This window comes from Rhizobium sp. ZW T2_16, from assembly GCF_044987325.1.
Taxonomy (GTDB): Bacteria; Pseudomonadota; Alphaproteobacteria; order Rhizobiales; family Rhizobiaceae; genus Neorhizobium; species Neorhizobium cellulosilyticum.
In genome coordinates, this window is record NZ_JBJDRG010000002.1 from 545,022 (window position 1) to 562,376 (window position 17,355).

16 protein-coding genes are annotated in these 17,355 nt (G+C 58.5%); 12 read left to right on the top strand and 4 right to left on the bottom strand.

The features are described from left to right. The first annotated feature begins 246 nt into the window (after positions 1-246). From ACI3K0_RS08215 to ACI3K0_RS08260, 10 genes are all read left to right on the top strand, one after another. Positions 247-2,169 (top strand): methyl-accepting chemotaxis protein, encoded by a 1,923-nt coding sequence (locus ACI3K0_RS08215; RefSeq protein WP_148145470.1) that lies wholly within the window; start codon positions 247-249, stop codon positions 2,167-2,169. Between the two features lie 454 nt (positions 2,170-2,623). Then, positions 2,624-4,567 carry a methyl-accepting chemotaxis protein gene (locus ACI3K0_RS08220; protein WP_404945239.1) on the top strand — a complete coding sequence of 648 codons (1,944 nt, stop codon included), beginning with the start codon at positions 2,624-2,626 and terminating at the stop codon, positions 4,565-4,567. A gap of 368 nt (positions 4,568-4,935) precedes the next feature. Beyond that, complete coding sequence (locus ACI3K0_RS08225; protein ID WP_404945240.1) at positions 4,936-6,879, top strand: methyl-accepting chemotaxis protein; 1,944 nt, start codon at positions 4,936-4,938, stop codon at positions 6,877-6,879. 268 nt (positions 6,880-7,147) lie between these two features. Further along, a complete protein-coding gene (locus ACI3K0_RS08230; RefSeq protein WP_148145467.1) occupies positions 7,148-7,303 on the top strand; it encodes a DUF3563 family protein in 156 nt (51 codons plus the stop codon). Between the two features lie 276 nt (positions 7,304-7,579). Continuing rightward, complete coding sequence (locus tag ACI3K0_RS08235) at positions 7,580-8,104, top strand: DUF2062 domain-containing protein (protein ID WP_404945241.1); 525 nt, start codon at positions 7,580-7,582, stop codon at positions 8,102-8,104. Positions 8,105-8,120: 16 nt separating this feature from the next. Next, positions 8,121-8,525: a holo-ACP synthase gene (acpS, locus tag ACI3K0_RS08240; RefSeq protein WP_206826485.1), complete on the top strand. Its 405-nt coding sequence runs from the start codon at positions 8,121-8,123 to the stop codon at positions 8,523-8,525. Positions 8,526-8,650: 125 nt separating this feature from the next. Then, entirely contained in the window at positions 8,651-9,400 is a 750-nt protein-coding gene (lepB, locus tag ACI3K0_RS08245; protein WP_183827463.1) for a signal peptidase I, read from the top strand. Next, a complete protein-coding gene (gene rnc, locus ACI3K0_RS08250) occupies positions 9,400-10,110 on the top strand; it encodes a ribonuclease III (protein WP_183685013.1) in 711 nt (236 codons plus the stop codon). Before lepB ends, rnc begins: the two co-directional genes overlap by 1 nt. 10 nt (positions 10,111-10,120) lie before the next feature. Continuing rightward, complete coding sequence (gene era, locus ACI3K0_RS08255) at positions 10,121-11,065, top strand: GTPase Era (protein ID WP_148145463.1); 945 nt, start codon at positions 10,121-10,123, stop codon at positions 11,063-11,065. A 229-nt stretch (positions 11,066-11,294) separates the two neighbouring features. Continuing rightward, complete coding sequence (locus tag ACI3K0_RS08260) at positions 11,295-11,810, top strand: PAS domain-containing protein (protein ID WP_183685014.1); 516 nt, start codon at positions 11,295-11,297, stop codon at positions 11,808-11,810. A 56-nt stretch (positions 11,811-11,866) separates the two neighbouring features. Here ACI3K0_RS08260 and ACI3K0_RS08265 read toward each other — a convergent pair whose 3' ends face one another. Further along, on the bottom strand, positions 11,867-12,259 hold the full coding sequence (locus ACI3K0_RS08265) for a hypothetical protein (protein WP_183827461.1): 393 nt from the start codon (positions 12,257-12,259) through the stop codon (positions 11,867-11,869). Positions 12,260-12,437: 178 nt separating this feature from the next. Here ACI3K0_RS08265 and recO point away from each other — a divergent pair, with 178 nt between their 5' ends. Then, positions 12,438-13,193: a DNA repair protein RecO gene (recO, locus tag ACI3K0_RS08270; RefSeq protein ID WP_148145460.1), complete on the top strand. Its 756-nt coding sequence runs from the start codon at positions 12,438-12,440 to the stop codon at positions 13,191-13,193. A 4-nt stretch (positions 13,194-13,197) separates the two neighbouring features. Here recO and ACI3K0_RS08275 read toward each other — a convergent pair whose 3' ends face one another. Together ACI3K0_RS08275 and ACI3K0_RS08280 are read right to left on the bottom strand one after the other, a co-directional pair. Beyond that, entirely contained in the window at positions 13,198-14,436 is a 1,239-nt protein-coding gene (locus ACI3K0_RS08275) for an MFS transporter (protein ID WP_404945242.1), read from the bottom strand. Between the two features lie 39 nt (positions 14,437-14,475). Continuing rightward, a complete protein-coding gene (locus ACI3K0_RS08280; protein WP_183827559.1) occupies positions 14,476-14,742 on the bottom strand; it encodes a hypothetical protein in 267 nt (88 codons plus the stop codon). Between ACI3K0_RS08280 and ACI3K0_RS08285 the strand changes: the two genes are divergently transcribed. Next, positions 14,741-16,420: a flagellin gene (locus ACI3K0_RS08285; protein ID WP_404945243.1), complete on the top strand. Its 1,680-nt coding sequence runs from the start codon at positions 14,741-14,743 to the stop codon at positions 16,418-16,420. The two genes, ACI3K0_RS08280 and ACI3K0_RS08285, sit on opposite strands and share 2 nt — an antisense overlap. Before the next feature lie 28 nt (positions 16,421-16,448). Here the strand turns inward: ACI3K0_RS08285 and ACI3K0_RS08290 are convergent, their stop codons facing one another. Then, on the bottom strand, positions 16,449-17,345 hold the full coding sequence (locus ACI3K0_RS08290) for a DMT family transporter (RefSeq protein ID WP_183827455.1): 897 nt from the start codon (positions 17,343-17,345) through the stop codon (positions 16,449-16,451). Positions 17,346-17,355: the final 10 nt, after the last annotated feature.

A 17,355-nucleotide genomic window follows, 5' to 3' on the forward strand; every position in this document is an offset into this window, starting at 1 on the left:
CCATGATTAAGGAGGCATGAAGGCCGATGATCGGAGAGCAAGGGCAGTTTTCTCGCCTTTGTCAAAAACTATAATGCAGTGCAGCAAATGTAAGATTTTTTTATGAAATTCGCCCTAGGGTGCGACAAGGACACAGAGATCGCCTTAGTCGATCCTTCACGCGCATGATGCGCGCCGTCAAAACGGTTCCTGCATTTTCCTCCTCCCCCGAATGCGTGTTTTCAGTCTTCCTGAGAAGGTCCCCCCATGCTCAAGAACTTAAAAATCAAGACCAAGTTTTTGATGGCGATCGCCATCCTTGGCGTCATTTCGCTTGCCGGTCTGTTATTCGTGACCCAGCGTTTCAGCGCCGCCAATGAATCCTATTCGAATTTCTTGCATAACGAGAGCACGGCTGCGACCTTCGTACCGCGCGGTGCCGCAGGCATGTGGACCGCCACCACCTGGCTCAGCCGCGCTCTTGCACAGGACCCGCAATCCGCTGCGTTCAAGGATTTGTCCGAGCGCTTCGGCAAGGAAATCACCGGTGCGCGCGCACGTCTGGCACAGGTCCCCGGTCTTGTGCCGAGCCGCCAGGCCGCAACGGACGAATTGCTCGCAGGCGCAGATAAGCTCAAGGCAATCGGTGATGATCTGCTGAAGGCTCATGTTGCTGGCGACGAAGCGAAGGTCACCTCTCTTTCGGGTGATCTCGACAAGGCTATTGTTGAACTGTCCCCGAAGTTTGGTGCCAGCAACGGCGCCATGGCGGACCTGATCAAGAACGGCGGCGATCAGCTGTCGGCTGAAGTCTCATCCACCATCAAGTTCACGATTGTCGGCATGCTGATCGGTATCGCCGTTGCTATCGTGTTGGCGCTGACGATCGCCCAGAAGGGTATCACAGCTCCGATGGCGCGCCTTCGCGAACGTATGGCGTCGCTTGCCGCCGGCGATGCCCGCGCTGCAATCGATGGTCTCGACCGAAAGGACGAAATCGGCCAGATGGCCGAAGCCGTCGAAGTCTTCCGTCACAACGCTCTCGAGCGCACCCGCCTGGAACAGGAAGCCGACGACAACCGCAGCCTGTCGGAAAAGGAACGCATCGAGCGCGAAGCCGCCAAGGCCCGCGAAGCTGCCGACGTCAAATTCGCCGTCGACAATCTCGCTCAGGCGCTGAGCCAGCTTTCCGATGGCAACGTCTCCTACCGTATCGAAAAGCCGTTTACGGCAGCGCTTGATGGTGTCCGCGGTGACTTCAACGCCTCGGCTGCAAAGCTGCAGGGTGCATTGGAACAGGTCGCAGAAAATGCCCGCAGCATCGAGGCCGGTTCGGCCGAGATCAAGTCGGCTGCCGACGATCTTGCCAAGCGCACCGAGCAGCAGGCTGCTTCCGTCGAGGAAACCGCAGCCGCTCTGGAAGAGATCACCACCACGGTGAAGGACGCCGCCCGCCGCGCCACCGAAGCAGGCAACCTCGTTGCCCGCACCCGTCAGGGCGCAGAAAAGTCCGGCGAGGTCGTCCAGAAGGCTGTTCAGGCCATGGAAGCGATCGAAAAGTCCTCCGGCGAGATCGGCAACATCATCGGCGTCATCGATGACATTGCCTTCCAGACCAACCTTCTGGCACTCAATGCCGGTGTTGAAGCCGCGCGTGCGGGTGAGGCGGGCAAGGGCTTTGCAGTCGTCGCTCAGGAAGTTCGCGAATTGGCCCAGCGTTCCGCAAACGCCGCCAAGGAAATCAAGACCCTGATCAACGCGTCGAATGAGCAGGTCCAGAACGGTGTGCATCTCGTTGGCGAAACCGGCAAGGCGCTGCAGACGATTGTCGGCGAAGTCCAGGAGATCAACCGCAACGTCAACGCGATTGTCGAAAGCGCTCAGGAACAGTCTTCAGGCCTGCAGCAGATCAACACCGCGGTCAACACGATGGACCAGGACACGCAGAAGAATGCTGCCATGGTCGAAGAGCAGACCGCAGCAAGCCATGGTCTTGCCCGCGACGCTGCTTCGCTGAACGCGCTTCTTTCCCAGTTCAAGCTTTCGGTTCAGACCTACCAGTCGACCGTTCGTGCGGTGAAGGCAAATGAAACGCCCGCGGCCTCGCCGGCACGCGCCCTTGGCCGTAAGCTGGCCGGCGCCTTCTCTGGCAATGCTGCCGTCAAGAACGAAAGCTGGGAAGAGTTCTAAGTCCGGCTCGTCCTGAGGACGATCATTCCCAAGATCAGGAAAGGCCGCAGGCAACCCGTCTGCGGCCTTTCCTTTGGGCAAAATCTCTCCGAAGTCGCCTTCCACCGGTATCGTGATAGGCGTTTGAACGGACGGTGCGGCATTTTGCCGTGAGTTTTATAAAATTCGATACAACGTAAGATTTTATTATCGGACCGGGTTCTATGCTCTGCCCGGGACATTCGAGATACCCCCTTGTTCTCAAGCGCGCATGATGTGCGTCGTTCCTCCAGATCACATGGTTGGACGGCTCCTGTTTGGTTGGCTCTTTCGTCGGGAGTCTGCACTGTTGCACCAAGCGCGGGATCCCGCGGCGGCTGGTGCTGCAGCAAATAGACTTGCGCATAGTGTCTCCGAGAACCAAGCCCGGTTCCCGGCTCAATGCGCTGAGTTCATCGCGTTGTGGAGGTATCCGATGCTCAAGAACCTAAAAATAAAGACCAAATTTCTGATGGCGATTGCGATCCTGGCGTTCATTTCGCTGGCGGGCCTGGCTTTCGTCACTCTACGCTTCGAAGAGGCGAACAGCACATATTACAATTTCCTCCAGAACGAGAGCACCGCGGCTGTCTATGGGCCTCGTGGTGTTGCCGGCGCGTGGACGGCTATCAACTGGCTGAACCGTACCGTAAGCCAGGATCCACAGTCGGACAAATTCACGGAATTCGCTGCCCGCTTCAATAACGAATTGAGCGGCGCCCGCGGCCGTCTGGAGCAGATCCCGGCCATCGTTCCCAGCCGAAAGGCCGCAATCGACGAATTGGTGAGCGCCATAGACGCCATGCGGCAGATCGGCGGGGAAATGATCAAGGCCCATGCCGTCGGTGACAAGGCACTGTTCGACAGCATGACGGTCAAGCTCGAACAGGCCACCATCGACTTCTCGGCAAAGTCGGGCGCCAACAATACTGCCATGGCGGACCTGATCAAGAATGGTTCGGACCAGCTCAATGCGCGTGTTACCGATGCAATTCTGGTCACGATCGTCAGCATGTTGATCGGGATTGCCGCTGCCATCGCTTTCTCCATGTTGATCGCGCAGAAGGGTGTCACCACGCCGATGGCGCGCTTGCGGGAACGCATGGCGTCCCTGGCCGCCGGTGAGACTGAAGCTGAAGTCGACGGTCTCGACCGCAGGGACGAGATCGGCCAGATGGCCGAAGCCGTCGCTGTTTTCCGCGACAACGCGCTGGAACGTCAGCGTCTCGAACAGGAGGCTAACGACAATCGTAGCCTCTCGGAAAAGGAACGCATCGAACGCGAAGCAGCGAAGGCCCGCGAAGCCGCCGACGTCAAATATGCAGTCGACAATCTCGCCGAGGCACTGAGCCAGCTCTCCAACGGTGATGTCTCCTATCGCATCGAGCAGCCTTTCACGGAAACACTCGATGGAGTGCGCAACGACTTCAACAGTTCGGCATCCAAGCTCCAGGAAGCGCTCGAGCAGGTTGCAGGCAATGCCCGCAGCATCGAAGCCGGTTCGGCGGAAATCCGCTCCGCAGCCGACGATCTCGCCAAGCGCACCGAACAGCAGGCCGCTTCCGTCGAAGAAACGGCTGCCGCTCTGGAAGAGATCACCACCACGGTGAAGGACGCAGCCCGTCGCGCCACCGAGGCAGGCTCGCTTGTCACGCGTACCCGTCAGGGTGCGGAAAAGTCAGGTGAAGTCGTGCACAGCGCTGTCAAGGCAATGGAGGAGATCGAAAAGTCCTCCGGCGAAATAGGCAACATCATCGGTGTCATCGATGACATCGCCTTCCAGACCAATCTTCTGGCGCTGAACGCTGGTGTCGAGGCCGCACGTGCAGGTGAGGCGGGCAAGGGGTTTGCGGTTGTCGCACAGGAAGTGCGCGAACTGGCACAGCGGTCCGCAAATGCCGCAAAGGAGATCAAGACGCTGATCACCGCGTCCAACCATCAGGTCCAGAACGGCGTGCATCTGGTTGGCGAGACCGGCAAGGCGCTGCAGATGATCGTGGCGGAGGTCCAGGAGATCAACCGCCACGTCGCCGCCATCGTCGAGAGTGCGCAGGAGCAATCCTCGAGCCTCCAGCAGATTAACACGGCCGTCAACCAGATGGACCAGGATACGCAGAAGAACGCGGCAATGGTCGAGGAGCAGACGGCGGCAAGCCACGGCCTTGCCCGCGACGTTGCATCGCTCAATGCCTTGCTGGCTCAGTTCAGGCTTTCCGGAGCCTCGGCAGAACGTTCGGCAAGGTTGCCGACCAAACCTGTGCGCTCTGCGCAGGTTGACGAAGCGCCCACCGCTTCGCCGGCGCGCGCTTTGGGCCGCAAGCTGGCCGGTGCCTTCTCCGGCAACGCGGCACTCAAGAACGACAGTTGGGAAGAGTTCTGAGCGTCTGATCGATAGCGGTTTCTGTAACCCGCTATCTCCGAAATAAGCGGTAGCGGCCGGGGACATGGAGTCCTCGGCCGCTTTCGTTTGGTGAGCAATGCTGTCTCGTTGCCGATAAGCCGCATGTTCGTGGTTGATTAGGAGGGGCGCGGCAATCGCATGTTGCAATATTTTATCGGAACAATATTCCGATGATCGAAACGTAACTGTTTATTATAGCCCGTCGCCCTACACATTGTTCCGGGAAATTTGAGATATGCCCCGCTCTTTGCGCGTATGACACGCGCCGCCTTCGTCCGGCGGTTCCTGCGTTCGTTCGTTCATCTGTCCTCTTGCATGGATTTTCCAGCACGTATCGAGGTTTCCCTATGCTCAAAAATCTACGGATCAAGACCAAGTTTCTGATGGCGATTGCCATCCTTGGGATCATTTCTCTGACTGGCCTACTGCACGTTACAAGTAAATTCAGCGCTGCCAACAGCGCCTATTCCAACTTCCTGCAGAACGAGAGCAACGCAGCGACCTTGAGCCCGCGCGCTGCTGCCGGCATGTGGACGTCAACCACCTGGCTGGGGCGTGCGCTCGTGCAGGATCCCAAGTCCGAAAAATTCAAGGAACTGTCTGAGCGCTTTGGTCAGGAATTTGCCGCAGCGCGTGATCGCCTGACCAAAATTCCCACGATCGTCCCAAGCCGTAAGGAAGCAATCGATGAATTGCTTGTCGGTGTCGACAATCTGAAAGCGGTAGGCGATGGCCTGCTGAAAGCTTACGTTGCCGGTGATGCGGCTGGAGTTCACGATTTCTCGGCCAAGCTCGACGGGGTGATCGTTGCATTGCCATTGAAGTTCGCCGCCAATAACGTTGCCATGACGGAGATCCTCAACAACGGTGCCATCCAAATGTCGGCGTCCGTTTCGTCAACGATCCTTTACGCGATCTGCGGCATGGTCGTCGGCATCTTGTTGGCTATGGGTGCCGCCATGATGATCGCTCAGACGGGCATAACCGCACCGATGGCCCGGCTTCGAGAGCGTATGGCTTCGCTTGCAGTCGGCGAAACGGAAGCTGAAATCGTTGGTCTCGACCGCAAGGACGAGATAGGCCAGATGGCCGAAGCTGTGGCCGTCTTCCGCGACAATGCACTGGAGCGCATTCGGCTTGAACAGGAAGCCGACGACAATCGTAGCCTCTCGGAAAAGGAACGTATCGAGCGTGAGGCAGGTAGGGCGCGTGAAGCCGCCGACGTCAAGTTTGCCGTCGACAGTCTCGCTGAGGCGCTAAGCCAGCTGTCCGATGGCAATGTTTCGCATCGTATAGAAGCGCGGTTCACCACGGCGCTCGATGGTGTCCGCAACGACTTCAATGCCTCTGCCGCCAAGCTCGAGGCTGCACTTGAGCAGGTCGCGGGAGACGCCCACAGCATTGAAGCAGGCTCGTCCGAGATCAAGTCGGCCGCCGATGGTCTTGCCAAGCGTACCGAACAGCAGGCCGCAGCTGTCGAGCAGACGGCTGCCGCGCTCGAAGAGATCACCACCACGGTGAAGGATGCCGCAAGGCGTGCACAGGAAGCCGGTGATCTTGTCACCCGCACCCGTCAGGGTGCGGAAAAGTCCGGCCATGTCGTACAGAACGCCGTCAAAGCGATGGAGGAGATCGAAAAGTCCTCTGGCGAAATAGGCAACATCATCGGTGTCATCGATGACATCGCCTTCCAGACCAATCTTCTGGCGCTGAACGCCGGTGTCGAGGCCGCGCGTGCAGGTGAGGCGGGCAAGGGGTTTGCGGTTGTCGCACAGGAAGTGCGCGAATTGGCCCAGCGGTCCGCGAATGCCGCCAAGGAAATCAAGGCGCTGATCACGACTTCGAACGAGCAGGTTCGCAACGGCGTGCATCTTGTCGGCGAGACCGGCAAGGCGCTGGAGACGATCGTGGCGGAAGTCCAGGAGATTAACCGGCACGTCGTCGCCATCGTCGAGAGTGCGCAGGAGCAATCCTCGGGCCTCCAGCAGATCAATTCTGCGGTCAACACGATGGACCAGGATACGCAAAAGAACGCGGCAATGGTCGAGGAGCAGACGGCGGCAAGCCACGGCCTTGCCCGCGACGTTGCATCGCTCAATACCTTGCTTGGCCAGTTCAGGCTTTCCGGAGCCTCGTCAGAACGTTCGGCAAGGGGGGCGACCAAACCTGTGCGCTCTGCGCAGGTGGATGAAGCGCCCGCCGCTTCGCCGGCGCGCGCTTTGGGCCGCAAGCTGGCCAGTGCCTTCTCCGGCAACACGGCACTCAAGAACGACAGTTGGGAAGAGTTCTGAGTGTCAGACCTGTGATGAGCTGAGGGGCATTTGCTCCTCCGGCTGCGACGATATGTCCAACCGCGGGGGCTTGCCGGCTCCTGCGGTTGTTTTTTGAACATTTTTGCCGTGTCGCGCTCGTTGTCGCCAGTTATTTGGTCAATTTGACGGCCGTCAAAGCGCTTGCCATGCATTGGGAGCAAGCCTGCACCGCTTCCCAGGCGTTGGTAAAAGAGCCGAGGAAGTCGTATTTTAGCATCAGCAAAGTAACTGAACGAAAGATAAGACGATGTTTGACACAGTACGCAAGTTTGCACGCGCCCTGCGCGTTCCCTCGGCCCAGGATCGCGAAATGGCCTATCTCAATGAATCGCGTGATCGGATCGATCTCGAATACCGTATGCGCCAGGTCGACCGCGGTATGTTCCGCAAGTCGCAGTTCTAAATCTTGACCGCCGTCGTGCCTTTGGCCAGCGAGCCGGGGCACGAGATGTTGGATAGGGTGAAAGCCTTATGGCGACCCTTCGGGATTTCCTGGCGCTGGTTGAAGCTTGGCGCGGATCTTTATCCCCAAATTCGCCACGATTTTCGGTTTCCGCTATAATATCGCTTGATCATATATAGCCAGAACGGCCGGCCCTGTCCGGATCGATTGGACAGGTTAACTGGAATGCCCTTTCGCCGTCGTACTCCTCTTTCACTCAGGCAGAGGCTTTTCGGGATGTTCGTTCCGAAAAGAGGGTTTCGCCGTACGCTCGGTTATTATCGCCTCAAGGTCATGCGCATCGGTGGTTCTCCCCATGCCGTCGCCGCTGGCGTGGCGGTCGGCGTGCTGAGCGCATGGACTCCTTTTCTGGGATTTCACGTCCTGTTCGCCATCCCGATCGCCTGGCTTCTTGGCGGCAGCATGATCGCTGCCGCAATCGGCACGACATTCGCAAATCCCCTGACCTGTCCGATCATCTGGCCGCTGACCTGGGAAGTGGGTCAGTTCATGCTCGGTGCCGAGCCTACCTCGCGCCATATCGATCTTGAAGCCCTGTTCGCCCATCTTGACGTCTCGCAGCTCTGGGGACCGGTGCTTGAACCGATGCTTGTCGGCTCGCTGCCTCTGGGCCTGCTCTGTGCGCTTTTCTTCTATGCCGTGACCTATCTTGCCGTGCGCGGTTTTCGCGATCGTCGCGTCGGCCGCTTGACGGAGAGGGCAAGACACCTCAAGTCAGCCGAAACCGGATCGGCAATTTAGGTATAGGATCAGCTTGATGATTATCGGCATGGGGAGCGACCTCATAGACATAAGGCGCGTGGAAAAATCCATAGAGCGGTTCGGCGAACGCTTTACCCACCGCTGTTTTACAGAGATCGAGCGGGCAAAATCGGAGCGCCGCAAGAACCGGGCCGAATCCTATGCCAAGCGTTTTGCCGCCAAGGAAGCCTGTTCCAAGGCGTTGGGCACCGGTCTTGCCAACGGCGTGTTCTGGAAAGACATGGGTGTCGTCAACCTGCCCGGCGGAAAGCCGACAATGGTTCTCACCGGCGGTGCCGGCGACCGGCTGGCCGAACTGATCCCTGCCGGCCATGAGCCCGTCATCCACATCACCATCACCGATGAATATCCTTACGCCCAGGCTTTCGTGATCATCGAGGCGAAACCGATATCCGCCTGATGCCGGCGCGGAAATGCATGCTTCCGACAATGCATGAAGGTTTAGTAATCTCACCACCATTGCCGCGGCTTGGCTAAGCGTTTAGACAGTTCAGCCACTCGCCCCGAGATAGAAAGAATTTAGACGTGTCCGATAAAGCCGAGACGAAGCAACCGAATGCCATTTGGGAAAACATCAAGGTCATCATTCAGGCCCTGCTGCTTGCCATGGTCATCCGTACGGTTCTGTTCCAGCCCTTCACCATCCCGTCCGGCTCGATGATGCCGACTCTGCTCGTCGGCGATTACATCTTCGTCAACAAGTTCGCTTATGGCTATTCGAAATATTCGCTGCCTTTCTCGCCGGACCTGTTCGATGGCCGTATTCTGGAATTCAGCGAGCCGAAGCGCGGCGACGTCATCGTCTTCCGCCTGCCGCAGCAGCCGGATATCGATTACATCAAGCGCCTCATCGGCCTGCCGGGTGACAAGATCCAGATGCGTGACGGCATTCTCTACGTCAACGGCCAAGCGATTCCGAAGCAGGCTGACGGCAGCTTCACCTCGGATTATCGCCTCGATCCCGGCTCCAACGTTCCGGTCTTCCGCGAAACGCTCGACACCGGCAAGACCTACGACACGCTCGACCAGATCCCCAATTCCCGCGGTGACAATACGCCGGAATTCGATGTTCCGGCGGGCCATTACTTCTTCATGGGCGATAACCGCGACAACTCGCTCGACAGCCGTTTCGACGTCGGTTTCGTTCCGGCTGAAAACCTGGTCGGTCGCGCCAGCGTGATCTTCTTCTCGCTCGGCAACGACACCTCGTTCCGCGAAATCTGGAAGTGGCCGTCCAACATGCGTTGGGATCGTCTGTTCAAGGGCGTCAACTGATGAAGATGAAACCATTGTCGGCGGAAGAGCGAGGCCAGCTGGAAACGGTGATCGGTCATGTCTTCGCCGACAAGCAATGGCTTGACCGGGCGCTGACCCATGCCAGCACCGGCACCGCCAAGAATGCCAATTACGAACGGCTTGAGTTTCTCGGCGACCGCGTGCTTGGCCTGTGCGTCGCCGAACTCCTCTTCACCACCTTCCGCTCGGCGGAAGAGGGAGAGTTGTCGGTGCGCCTCAACCAGCTGGTCAGCGCCGAAAGCTGTGCCACCGTCGCCGATGAGCTGGAACTGCACCGCTTCATCCGCACCGGCGCCGACGTCAAGAAATTGACCGGCAAGCGCATGCTCAATGTTCGCGCCGATGTGGTGGAAAGCCTCATCGCTGCGCTCTATCTTGATGGTGGTCTGGAAGTTGCCCGTGCTTTTATCCTGCGTTACTGGCAGGATCGTGCCAGCAAGCCCGATGCTGCGCGGCGCGATGCCAAGACAGAGCTGCAGGAATGGGCGCATGCGAAATTCAATACCACCCCCTCCTACAGGGTGGACGACCGTTCGGGACCGGATCATGATCCGCGCTTCACGGTAACGGTAGAAATAAAGGGCGTTGCGCCCGAAACCGGCACCGACCGGTCGAAACGGGCAGCCGAGCAGGTTGCCGCAACGAAGCTCCTCGAGCGCGAGGGCATCTGGCCGAAGAGCCAGGATTGATTGGATCGATATGACCGAAGACCACAACATTGCCGGCGAAGAAAATGAAGCTGCCGGCGGCCCGACCCATTCCGGCTTCGTCGCGCTGATCGGCGCCACCAATGCCGGCAAGTCGACGCTGGTCAACCGGCTCGTCGGCGCCAAGGTTTCGATCGTCAGCCACAAGGTGCAGACGACCCGCGCCATCGTGCGCGGCATCGCCATTCACGACAATGCCCAGATCGTTTTCATGGATACGCCCGGTATCTTCAAGCCGCGCCGCAGGCTCGACCGCGCCATGGTCACGACCGCCTGGGGCGGCGCCAAGGATGCCGACCTGATCGCGCTTCTGATCGACAGCGAGCGTGGCATTCGCGGCGATGCCGAAACGATCCTCGAAGGCCTGAAGGACGTTCGTCAGCCAAAGATCCTGCTTTTGAACAAGATCGATCAGGTCAAGCGCGAGGATCTGCTGGCGCTTGCCGCCGCAGCCAATGAAAAGGCCGACTTCGAGCGCACCTTCATGATCTCTGCGACGACCGGTTCCGGTTGTGACGATCTGATGAATTACTTCGCAACGACCCTGCCGGAAGGCCCCTGGTATTATCCTGAAGACCAGATCTCCGATCTGCCCATGCGCCAGCTCGCAGCCGAGATCACCCGCGAAAAGCTGTTCCTGCGCCTCCATCAGGAACTGCCCTATGCCTCTCACGTCGAGACGGAAAAGTGGGAAGAGCGCAAGGATGGCTCGGTTCGCATCGAGCAGGTCATCTATGTGGAGCGCGAGAGCCAGAAGAAGATCGCGCTCGGCAAGAATGGCGAGGCTATCAAGGCAATCTCGACGGCATCCCGCAAGGAGCTATCCGAAATCCTCGAGCAGCCGGTGCATCTCTTCCTGTTCGTCAAGGTTCGCGAGAACTGGGGCGATGACCCGGAACGCTTCCGCGAAATGGGCCTGGAATTCCCAAAAGGTTGATCGATCAACGATTTTTCTCGTTTCCCGTGCTCTTGATTTCCTTCAGGTCCGCCCGATCTGCATGGAAATAGTCCACAGTCAAACGTGATATATCCTATATATACGCACAACTATACGCGGTGAACTTGACACGACGCAACTGTGGAACTTTGATCTGATTTGTCACTGGTCTGATTCAGGCTGTTGGCTGATAGGGATGGAAAAAAGCGCCACAAGGATTGCGAACCGCATGGCCACCAGCAAATATATGGGACGAGACAAAGGCGTGGATTTGAAGGACGCTGTCGGGTTCTTCAGCTGGGATTTGAGCGAAAACAAAGTCTTCGCCGACAGTGTTTTCGCCCATATCTACGGTATTCCGCCTCACGAGCTAGAGATCGGAGCTCCGATCGAGCAGGTCATCAAGCATGTCGCGGAAGACGACATGCCCCGGGTGGCCAAGGCGCTGCACGAGACCATCGTCTCCGGCAAGCCGTGTCATCAGACCTACAAGATCAGTCATCCGAGCGGCAAGAGCATTGTCGTGACGGGGCAGGGGCGCTGCCTGCGCAACGGCGAAGGCATGCCGTCGATCTATACCGGTTTGGTGACCGCCGAGGAAAACGGTGTGAAATCTAACGACGCGGATCGGCTGGCTTCGCATTGCATGGAGGCGCTGAAGCTTGCCAAGCGCCGCCGCCATGCCTTGGCTGAACGCTATTTGACTTCGGCGCTGGGAGCGCTTGGCCGACGGGCCGAGAATTAATGGACCCCAAAAAGAAGATCCGGCGGCAAGCGATGGTGTGCCGCCGGCGCTTGCCGTTATTTTTGCCGCGCCATCAGCGCCTTGACTTCCTCGAAGCGGCGGCGGTTGTCGGGTTCCTGCTCGCCCGGGCCATAGCAGGTTTTGGAGATGCAGAAGCGCACCAGCCCGAAGGGCGGTGTCGCCTTGTCGAACTGGCACTCGATCTCATTGTTATAGTCTGTCGGCTTGGCATCCTCGCGGGTGGAATAGGTCAGGCGCGCGCCGGGCGGATCGAGTTCGGGGAAGGACTGCACGATCCCGGTCTTGAGCGATGGTACCAGCAGGAAATTCTTTGCCACCGCCACGCACGCCTGCTCCAGCTGCGGTGATTGCGCCGCAGCCGGCTGTGCCGGCAGGAAACCGGCAAGGGCCGCAGATGCCAAGGTGGCAGCGAAAACGATATGTCTCATGGGAACTCCCTGAACCGGTTCTTGTTTGGCGAGAGAATTCCGCTGACAGTCAATTTGTTCCACTGGAGATGACACCCGATCGCAGTTTTTCGAGATCTGTTGCACATCGCGAAACAGATTCAATCTGAACGACTTATGCGGTAGAATTGAATCGGTTCGGAAAGGTCTTCAAGTATCGATGCAGTGGCAGGACGAGGCGATCATTATTGGCGTCAAGCGGCATGGCGAGACCAGCGTCATCGCCGAGTTGATGACGCGTGAGCGCGGTCGCCATCTGGGCCTTGTCCGCTCTGGTCGCTCTCGCTCCATGCAGCCGGTCCTGCAGCCGGGGAACCGGGTCGAGGCGGTCTGGCGCGCAAGGCTCGATGAGCATCTGGGTGAACTGAAGCTCGAACCTGTGAGGCTTAGGGCCGCAAAGCTGATGGAAACGGCCACCGCCGTTTACGGCGTGCAAGCCATGGGGGCGCTGCTACGCCTTTTGCCTGAGCGCGATCCGCACCCGCATCTTTTCGATGCGCTAGATATCATTCTCGACACGATGGATGACCCCGCCGATGCGGGCGAGCTTTTCGTCCGGTTTGAACTGGCAGTGCTGAACGACCTCGGTTACGGCCTCGATCTTACCGAATGCGCGGCGACTGGTGTGCGGCAGAACCTCAAATATGTCTCGCCAAAAAGCGGCCGGGCGGTATGCGGCGAGGCCGGTGCACCCTATGCCGACCGTATGCTGGCCCTGCCGGCATTTCTCGGGGAGGGGCCAAAACCTGCAGCCGACCGCGACAGCATGCTGGCAGCGTTCCGGCTGACCCAGTTCTTCCTTCACCGTCATGTCTACGAGCCGCGCGGCATCACCGCGAACGACGCCCGTGAAGGGTTCGTTCAGGCAGCCTTGAAGGCGCTCTCTGCGCGCCCTGTGGATCGTCAGGCCGGCTGAACCCTTATTCCGCCGGCTGGATTGCTGCCGGCCGGTCTACAGACTTTTCCTGGATCGGCCAGTGAACGATTGCGGCAAAGATGCCGAGCGCCACGCCGAACCACCAGACGGTATCGTAGGAGCCGAGCTGGTCATAAAGAGTGCCTCCCATCCAGACGCCGAGAAACGAGCCGACCTGATGCGACAGGAACACGATCCCGCCCAGCAGGCCGAGATGCCGTGTGCCGAACATGATCGCGACAAGCCCGTTCGTCGGCGGCACGGTGGAAAGCCACAACAGCCCCATGACGATGGCGAAGATGATCACCGAAAGCGGCGTCTGCGGCAGAAGCAGGAAGGCTGTCACCGCCACCGAGCGCGCAAGATAGATGTAGGCGAGGAAATAGGGCTTTGAATATCGCTGGCCGATTACGCCTGCCGACAGCGAGCCGATGACGTTGAAGAAGCCGATCAGCGCCATGGCGATCACCGCATAACGGGCATCGATGCCGATATCGCGCAAGTAAGCCGGGAAGTGTGCCGTGATGAAGGCCACCTGAAAGCCGCAGACGAAAAAGCCGCTGGTCAGGAGCAGATATCCCTTGTGGCCGAACGCCTCCCTCAGCGCTTCGCCGGCAGTCTGCTTGAACGCGGCTTGCGACTGTGTCCCCGAGCTTGAATTGCCGCGCAGCGGAATGGCGAGCAGCGGGATTGCCAGCATCATCACCGCCATGATGACAAGACTGTCCGACCATCCGTAAGTGGAGATGAGGGCCTGGCTCAGCGGTGCAAAGAGAAACATGCCTGCCGACCCCGCAGCAGTTCCGATACCGAAGGCGAACGAGCGCTGTTCGGGCGTCACGTTGCGGGCGAAAGCCGAGAGGATCGTGCCGAACGAGCCGGCACCTACCGCAAGCCCGACCATTACCCCGCCTGAGAGGTAGAGAATGCTCTCAGAATGCGCTGTCGACATCAGCGCCAGACCCGCCGCGTAAAGCAGACCCGAGAAGGTCAGGACACGGGCAGTGCCCCATTTGTCCGCGATCGCCCCGAAGACGGGCTGGCCCAGACCCCAGGCAAGATTCTGGATCGCCATGGCAAGCCCGAAGGTCGTGCGGTCCCAGCCTGTATCGGCAAGCATCGGCAGCTGGAAGAAACCCATGGCCGAACGTGGCCCGAATGTCAGAAGCGCAACGAGCGCGCCAGCGCAGATGATAAGCCAGGGCATCGTCGCTCGAGCGGAAACGGGCGCAGCTTGAGACATGGGTGTCCTCCATAATGGGAAGATGTTCATATACTGTCATCACGCGTTGGTGAAACGAGTTTTGCGAACGTCATCCATCAGCGCAATTGATGGCGCCAGACTCGAATTGAACACTCGGACACGCGCCGAGCCGGTTTGTACGGTTACGTACGAAGGCTTGAGGCTTGCCAATTGGCAATTTTTTGTTAACCATAACTGACAAAGTTCAAGTCTCGCGATTTCTGCGATCCGGCTCATGACGACGCCATAATTCAATCGATTTATCCGGTACGTCATGACAAGTATTTTAGCGAACATTTCTGCCATGTCGGCGCTTCAGACGCTGCGGGCAGTCTCTTCCGGATTGAATGACACCCAGGAACAGGTTTCCTCCGGTCTCCGGGTGAAGGTGGCTTCCGACAACGTCGCCTATTGGTCGATTTCGACCAACATGCGATCGGACAACAAATCGATTTCTGCGGCAAGCGATGCGCTTGGTGTCGGTGCAGCCAAAGTGGATACCGCTTATGCTGGCACAGGCGCGATAATCGATGTGCTGACCGATGTGAAGGCGACACTCGTCACCGCCAGGGAAGACAGTGTCGACAAGGCTCAGATCCAGAACCAGATCTCGCAGCTGAGCAAGCAGGCCGACAGCATCGTCAGGTCCTCCAGCTTCAGCGGCATTAATTATCTGCAGACCTACAGTGGCGATCACATCAACAATATCAACGAGCTGGACGATGTCGTCGTGGATTCGTTCACCCGTAATGCGGATGGCGCGACGACGATCAACACAAGCAAGGTTGATCTGAGAAAAACCAGCATGCTGAACGATTTCGGCGGCGGCATCCTGCAGAAGGATGATCTGGATTATTACATGCCGCTCGGTGGAATGACCACCAGCAGCTTTTATCACGAAGGGCATGAAGACCATTATTTTGATGGACCGATCACCTTCAGCGGCAGCGATTCCGTGCAGTTCGATCTGCTGATCGACAACAGCCCGGAATCTGCCGGCATGCCTTTCCATATCACGATCGACAAGGGCGTTATCGATGCGGCACTTGGAACGAATGACGGCGAGATAGACAATGTCTTTCAATTGCGCTCGGTCATTCAGCAGGCTTTCACCAATGTCGGCGCCAACGCTTACGCAGACGTCTACGGCACGCAGGCGACTTCGCCCGCGGATGCATACAATTACGAAATCCGCACGCTGGAAACTTCTCCGAATGTTGGATCCAGCATCTTTATCAGCGGCATAACCAGCACATTCGGGCCAACGGTGGCAGAGCGCACGCTTGGTCTCGATTCGGTGCCCCGGATCGACCATGACAACATGATCACCAGCTCTTCGATGAATTTTCTCTGGAGCTTCAAGGTGATGCTGGACGCGACGATCTCATTTGACCTGAGTATCGATAACGCGCCGCTCCAGACTTTCGTGATCGATCGGACCGCCGTTGACGCAGCACTTGGAACAACCGACGGCCGGATCACCAGTGGTGCCGATCTCAAGGCGATTGTCGACTATATCGTTCCAGGTTTCGAAGGCCTTGCCGTATCCGTCTCCGGCAATCGCCTGACATTCCAGGCGGATCAGGCGATCTATCCGGGTTACGGCAACAAGGCGGTGGATTTCTACATCAGCTCGTTCCGGCCGGATCCGCCCTTTACGCTGCGCTTCGATCTTTCCGAAATCGACGTCACCACCGACGATTTCACCATCGACGAATATCTCGAAGGCGTCGAATACATGCTCAGCCAGTCGATCGATAGCGGCGCCATGCTCGGGTCGGTTCAGCAACGCATCGAAATGCAGACTGCATTCTCACAAAAAATGATGGACGAGGTCGAAAGCGGCGTGAGCCGTCTCGTCGACACAGACATGGAAGAAGCGTCGATGCGTCTGCAGGCGTTTCAGACGCAGAAACAGCTCGCGCTGCAAAGCCTGCAGATCGCCAACTCGCAGCCGCAGAATATCCTCAGCCTGTTCAACTGAAACCGCCGCTTGACCGGTTGAGACCCTTTTACAGCGACCCCGGCGGCTGGACCGGCGGACGGCGCTTGCCGAGCTGTGCCTCGCGCAGGATGGTGAAAAGACCTGCACCGATGACGATCACGCAGCCGCCGATCATGTTCCAGCTCATCACCTCGCCGAAAATGAACGTGCCGATCATGCAGACGAGCACGGTCTGCCAGTAGAAGATCGGCTGCACCACGACGGCATCCAGCACGTCGAAGGCACGGATCAGGAGATAGTGCCCGGTCATGCCGGTGACGCAGAGCGCCAGCATCCAGAACCAGTAGTCGGGTGTGATCGTCTTCCAGTAGAACGGCCCGATGAGCGTGATCGCAACGGCTCCCGCAATGCCGGTGTAAAAGAAGCTGGTCTGGGAGGTGTCGGTTCGGCTGACCATGCGGGTCAGAACCGAATAGAGCGCAAACATCAGGGTACAGGTGATCGGCACGATGATGCTGGCGCTAAAGCTTGCATGCAGCGGATCGATGATCAAAAGAATTCCGATGAAGCCGACGCCGATGGCAGCCCAGCGCCGCCATCCGACGGTCTCACCGAGCAACGGCACCGAAAGGCAGGCGACCACCAGCGGTGCGGCCGCGAAGATCGTGTGAGTCTGGGCAAGACCGACATTGGCGAAGGAATAGATCGACACGACGATCTGGAAGACCAGAAGCGCACCGCGGATGATCTGCAGCACCAGCCTGCTGCTCTTGGCTGTTTGCTTGATGCCACCCTGGTTGCGGGTCGCCAGCGCCAGCACGAAGGCGGCGAAAAACCAATAGCGGATCATCGCCACGAAGACCGGCGGATAGGCCTGGCCGAGATGTTTGGAAATACCGTCCTGAACCGCGAAGATCGAAACCGCGGTCAGTGCGAAAAACAGGCCTTGGGTGCGTGGTGTCATGAAATAAATG

What these genes read in the sequence shown, in the direction of transcription:
- ACI3K0_RS08215 (WP_148145470.1), top strand. Translation starts at nt 247, where the DNA reads ATGCTCAAGAACTTAAAAATCAAGACCAAGTTTTTGATGGCGATCGCC.
- ACI3K0_RS08275 (WP_404945242.1), bottom strand. Translation starts at nt 14,436, where the DNA reads ATGTCTCAAGCTGCGCCCGTTTCCGCTCGAGCGACGATGCCCTGGCTT.
- rnc (WP_183685013.1), top strand. Translation starts at nt 9,400, where the DNA reads ATGAAGATGAAACCATTGTCGGCGGAAGAGCGAGGCCAGCTGGAAACG.
- ACI3K0_RS08235 (WP_404945241.1), top strand. Translation starts at nt 7,580, where the DNA reads ATGTTCGTTCCGAAAAGAGGGTTTCGCCGTACGCTCGGTTATTATCGC.
- ACI3K0_RS08280 (WP_183827559.1), bottom strand. Translation starts at nt 14,742, where the DNA reads ATGGCAGAAATGTTCGCTAAAATACTTGTCATGACGTACCGGATAAAT.
- recO (WP_148145460.1), top strand. Translation starts at nt 12,438, where the DNA reads ATGCAGTGGCAGGACGAGGCGATCATTATTGGCGTCAAGCGGCATGGC.
- ACI3K0_RS08290 (WP_183827455.1), bottom strand. Translation starts at nt 17,345, where the DNA reads ATGACACCACGCACCCAAGGCCTGTTTTTCGCACTGACCGCGGTTTCG.
- acpS (WP_206826485.1), top strand. Translation starts at nt 8,121, where the DNA reads ATGATTATCGGCATGGGGAGCGACCTCATAGACATAAGGCGCGTGGAA.
- ACI3K0_RS08265 (WP_183827461.1), bottom strand. Translation starts at nt 12,259, where the DNA reads ATGAGACATATCGTTTTCGCTGCCACCTTGGCATCTGCGGCCCTTGCC.
- ACI3K0_RS08225 (WP_404945240.1), top strand. Translation starts at nt 4,936, where the DNA reads ATGCTCAAAAATCTACGGATCAAGACCAAGTTTCTGATGGCGATTGCC.
- ACI3K0_RS08285 (WP_404945243.1), top strand. Translation starts at nt 14,741, where the DNA reads ATGTCGGCGCTTCAGACGCTGCGGGCAGTCTCTTCCGGATTGAATGAC.
- ACI3K0_RS08230 (WP_148145467.1), top strand. Translation starts at nt 7,148, where the DNA reads ATGTTTGACACAGTACGCAAGTTTGCACGCGCCCTGCGCGTTCCCTCG.
- era (WP_148145463.1), top strand. Translation starts at nt 10,121, where the DNA reads ATGACCGAAGACCACAACATTGCCGGCGAAGAAAATGAAGCTGCCGGC.
- ACI3K0_RS08260 (WP_183685014.1), top strand. Translation starts at nt 11,295, where the DNA reads ATGGCCACCAGCAAATATATGGGACGAGACAAAGGCGTGGATTTGAAG.
- ACI3K0_RS08220 (WP_404945239.1), top strand. Translation starts at nt 2,624, where the DNA reads ATGCTCAAGAACCTAAAAATAAAGACCAAATTTCTGATGGCGATTGCG.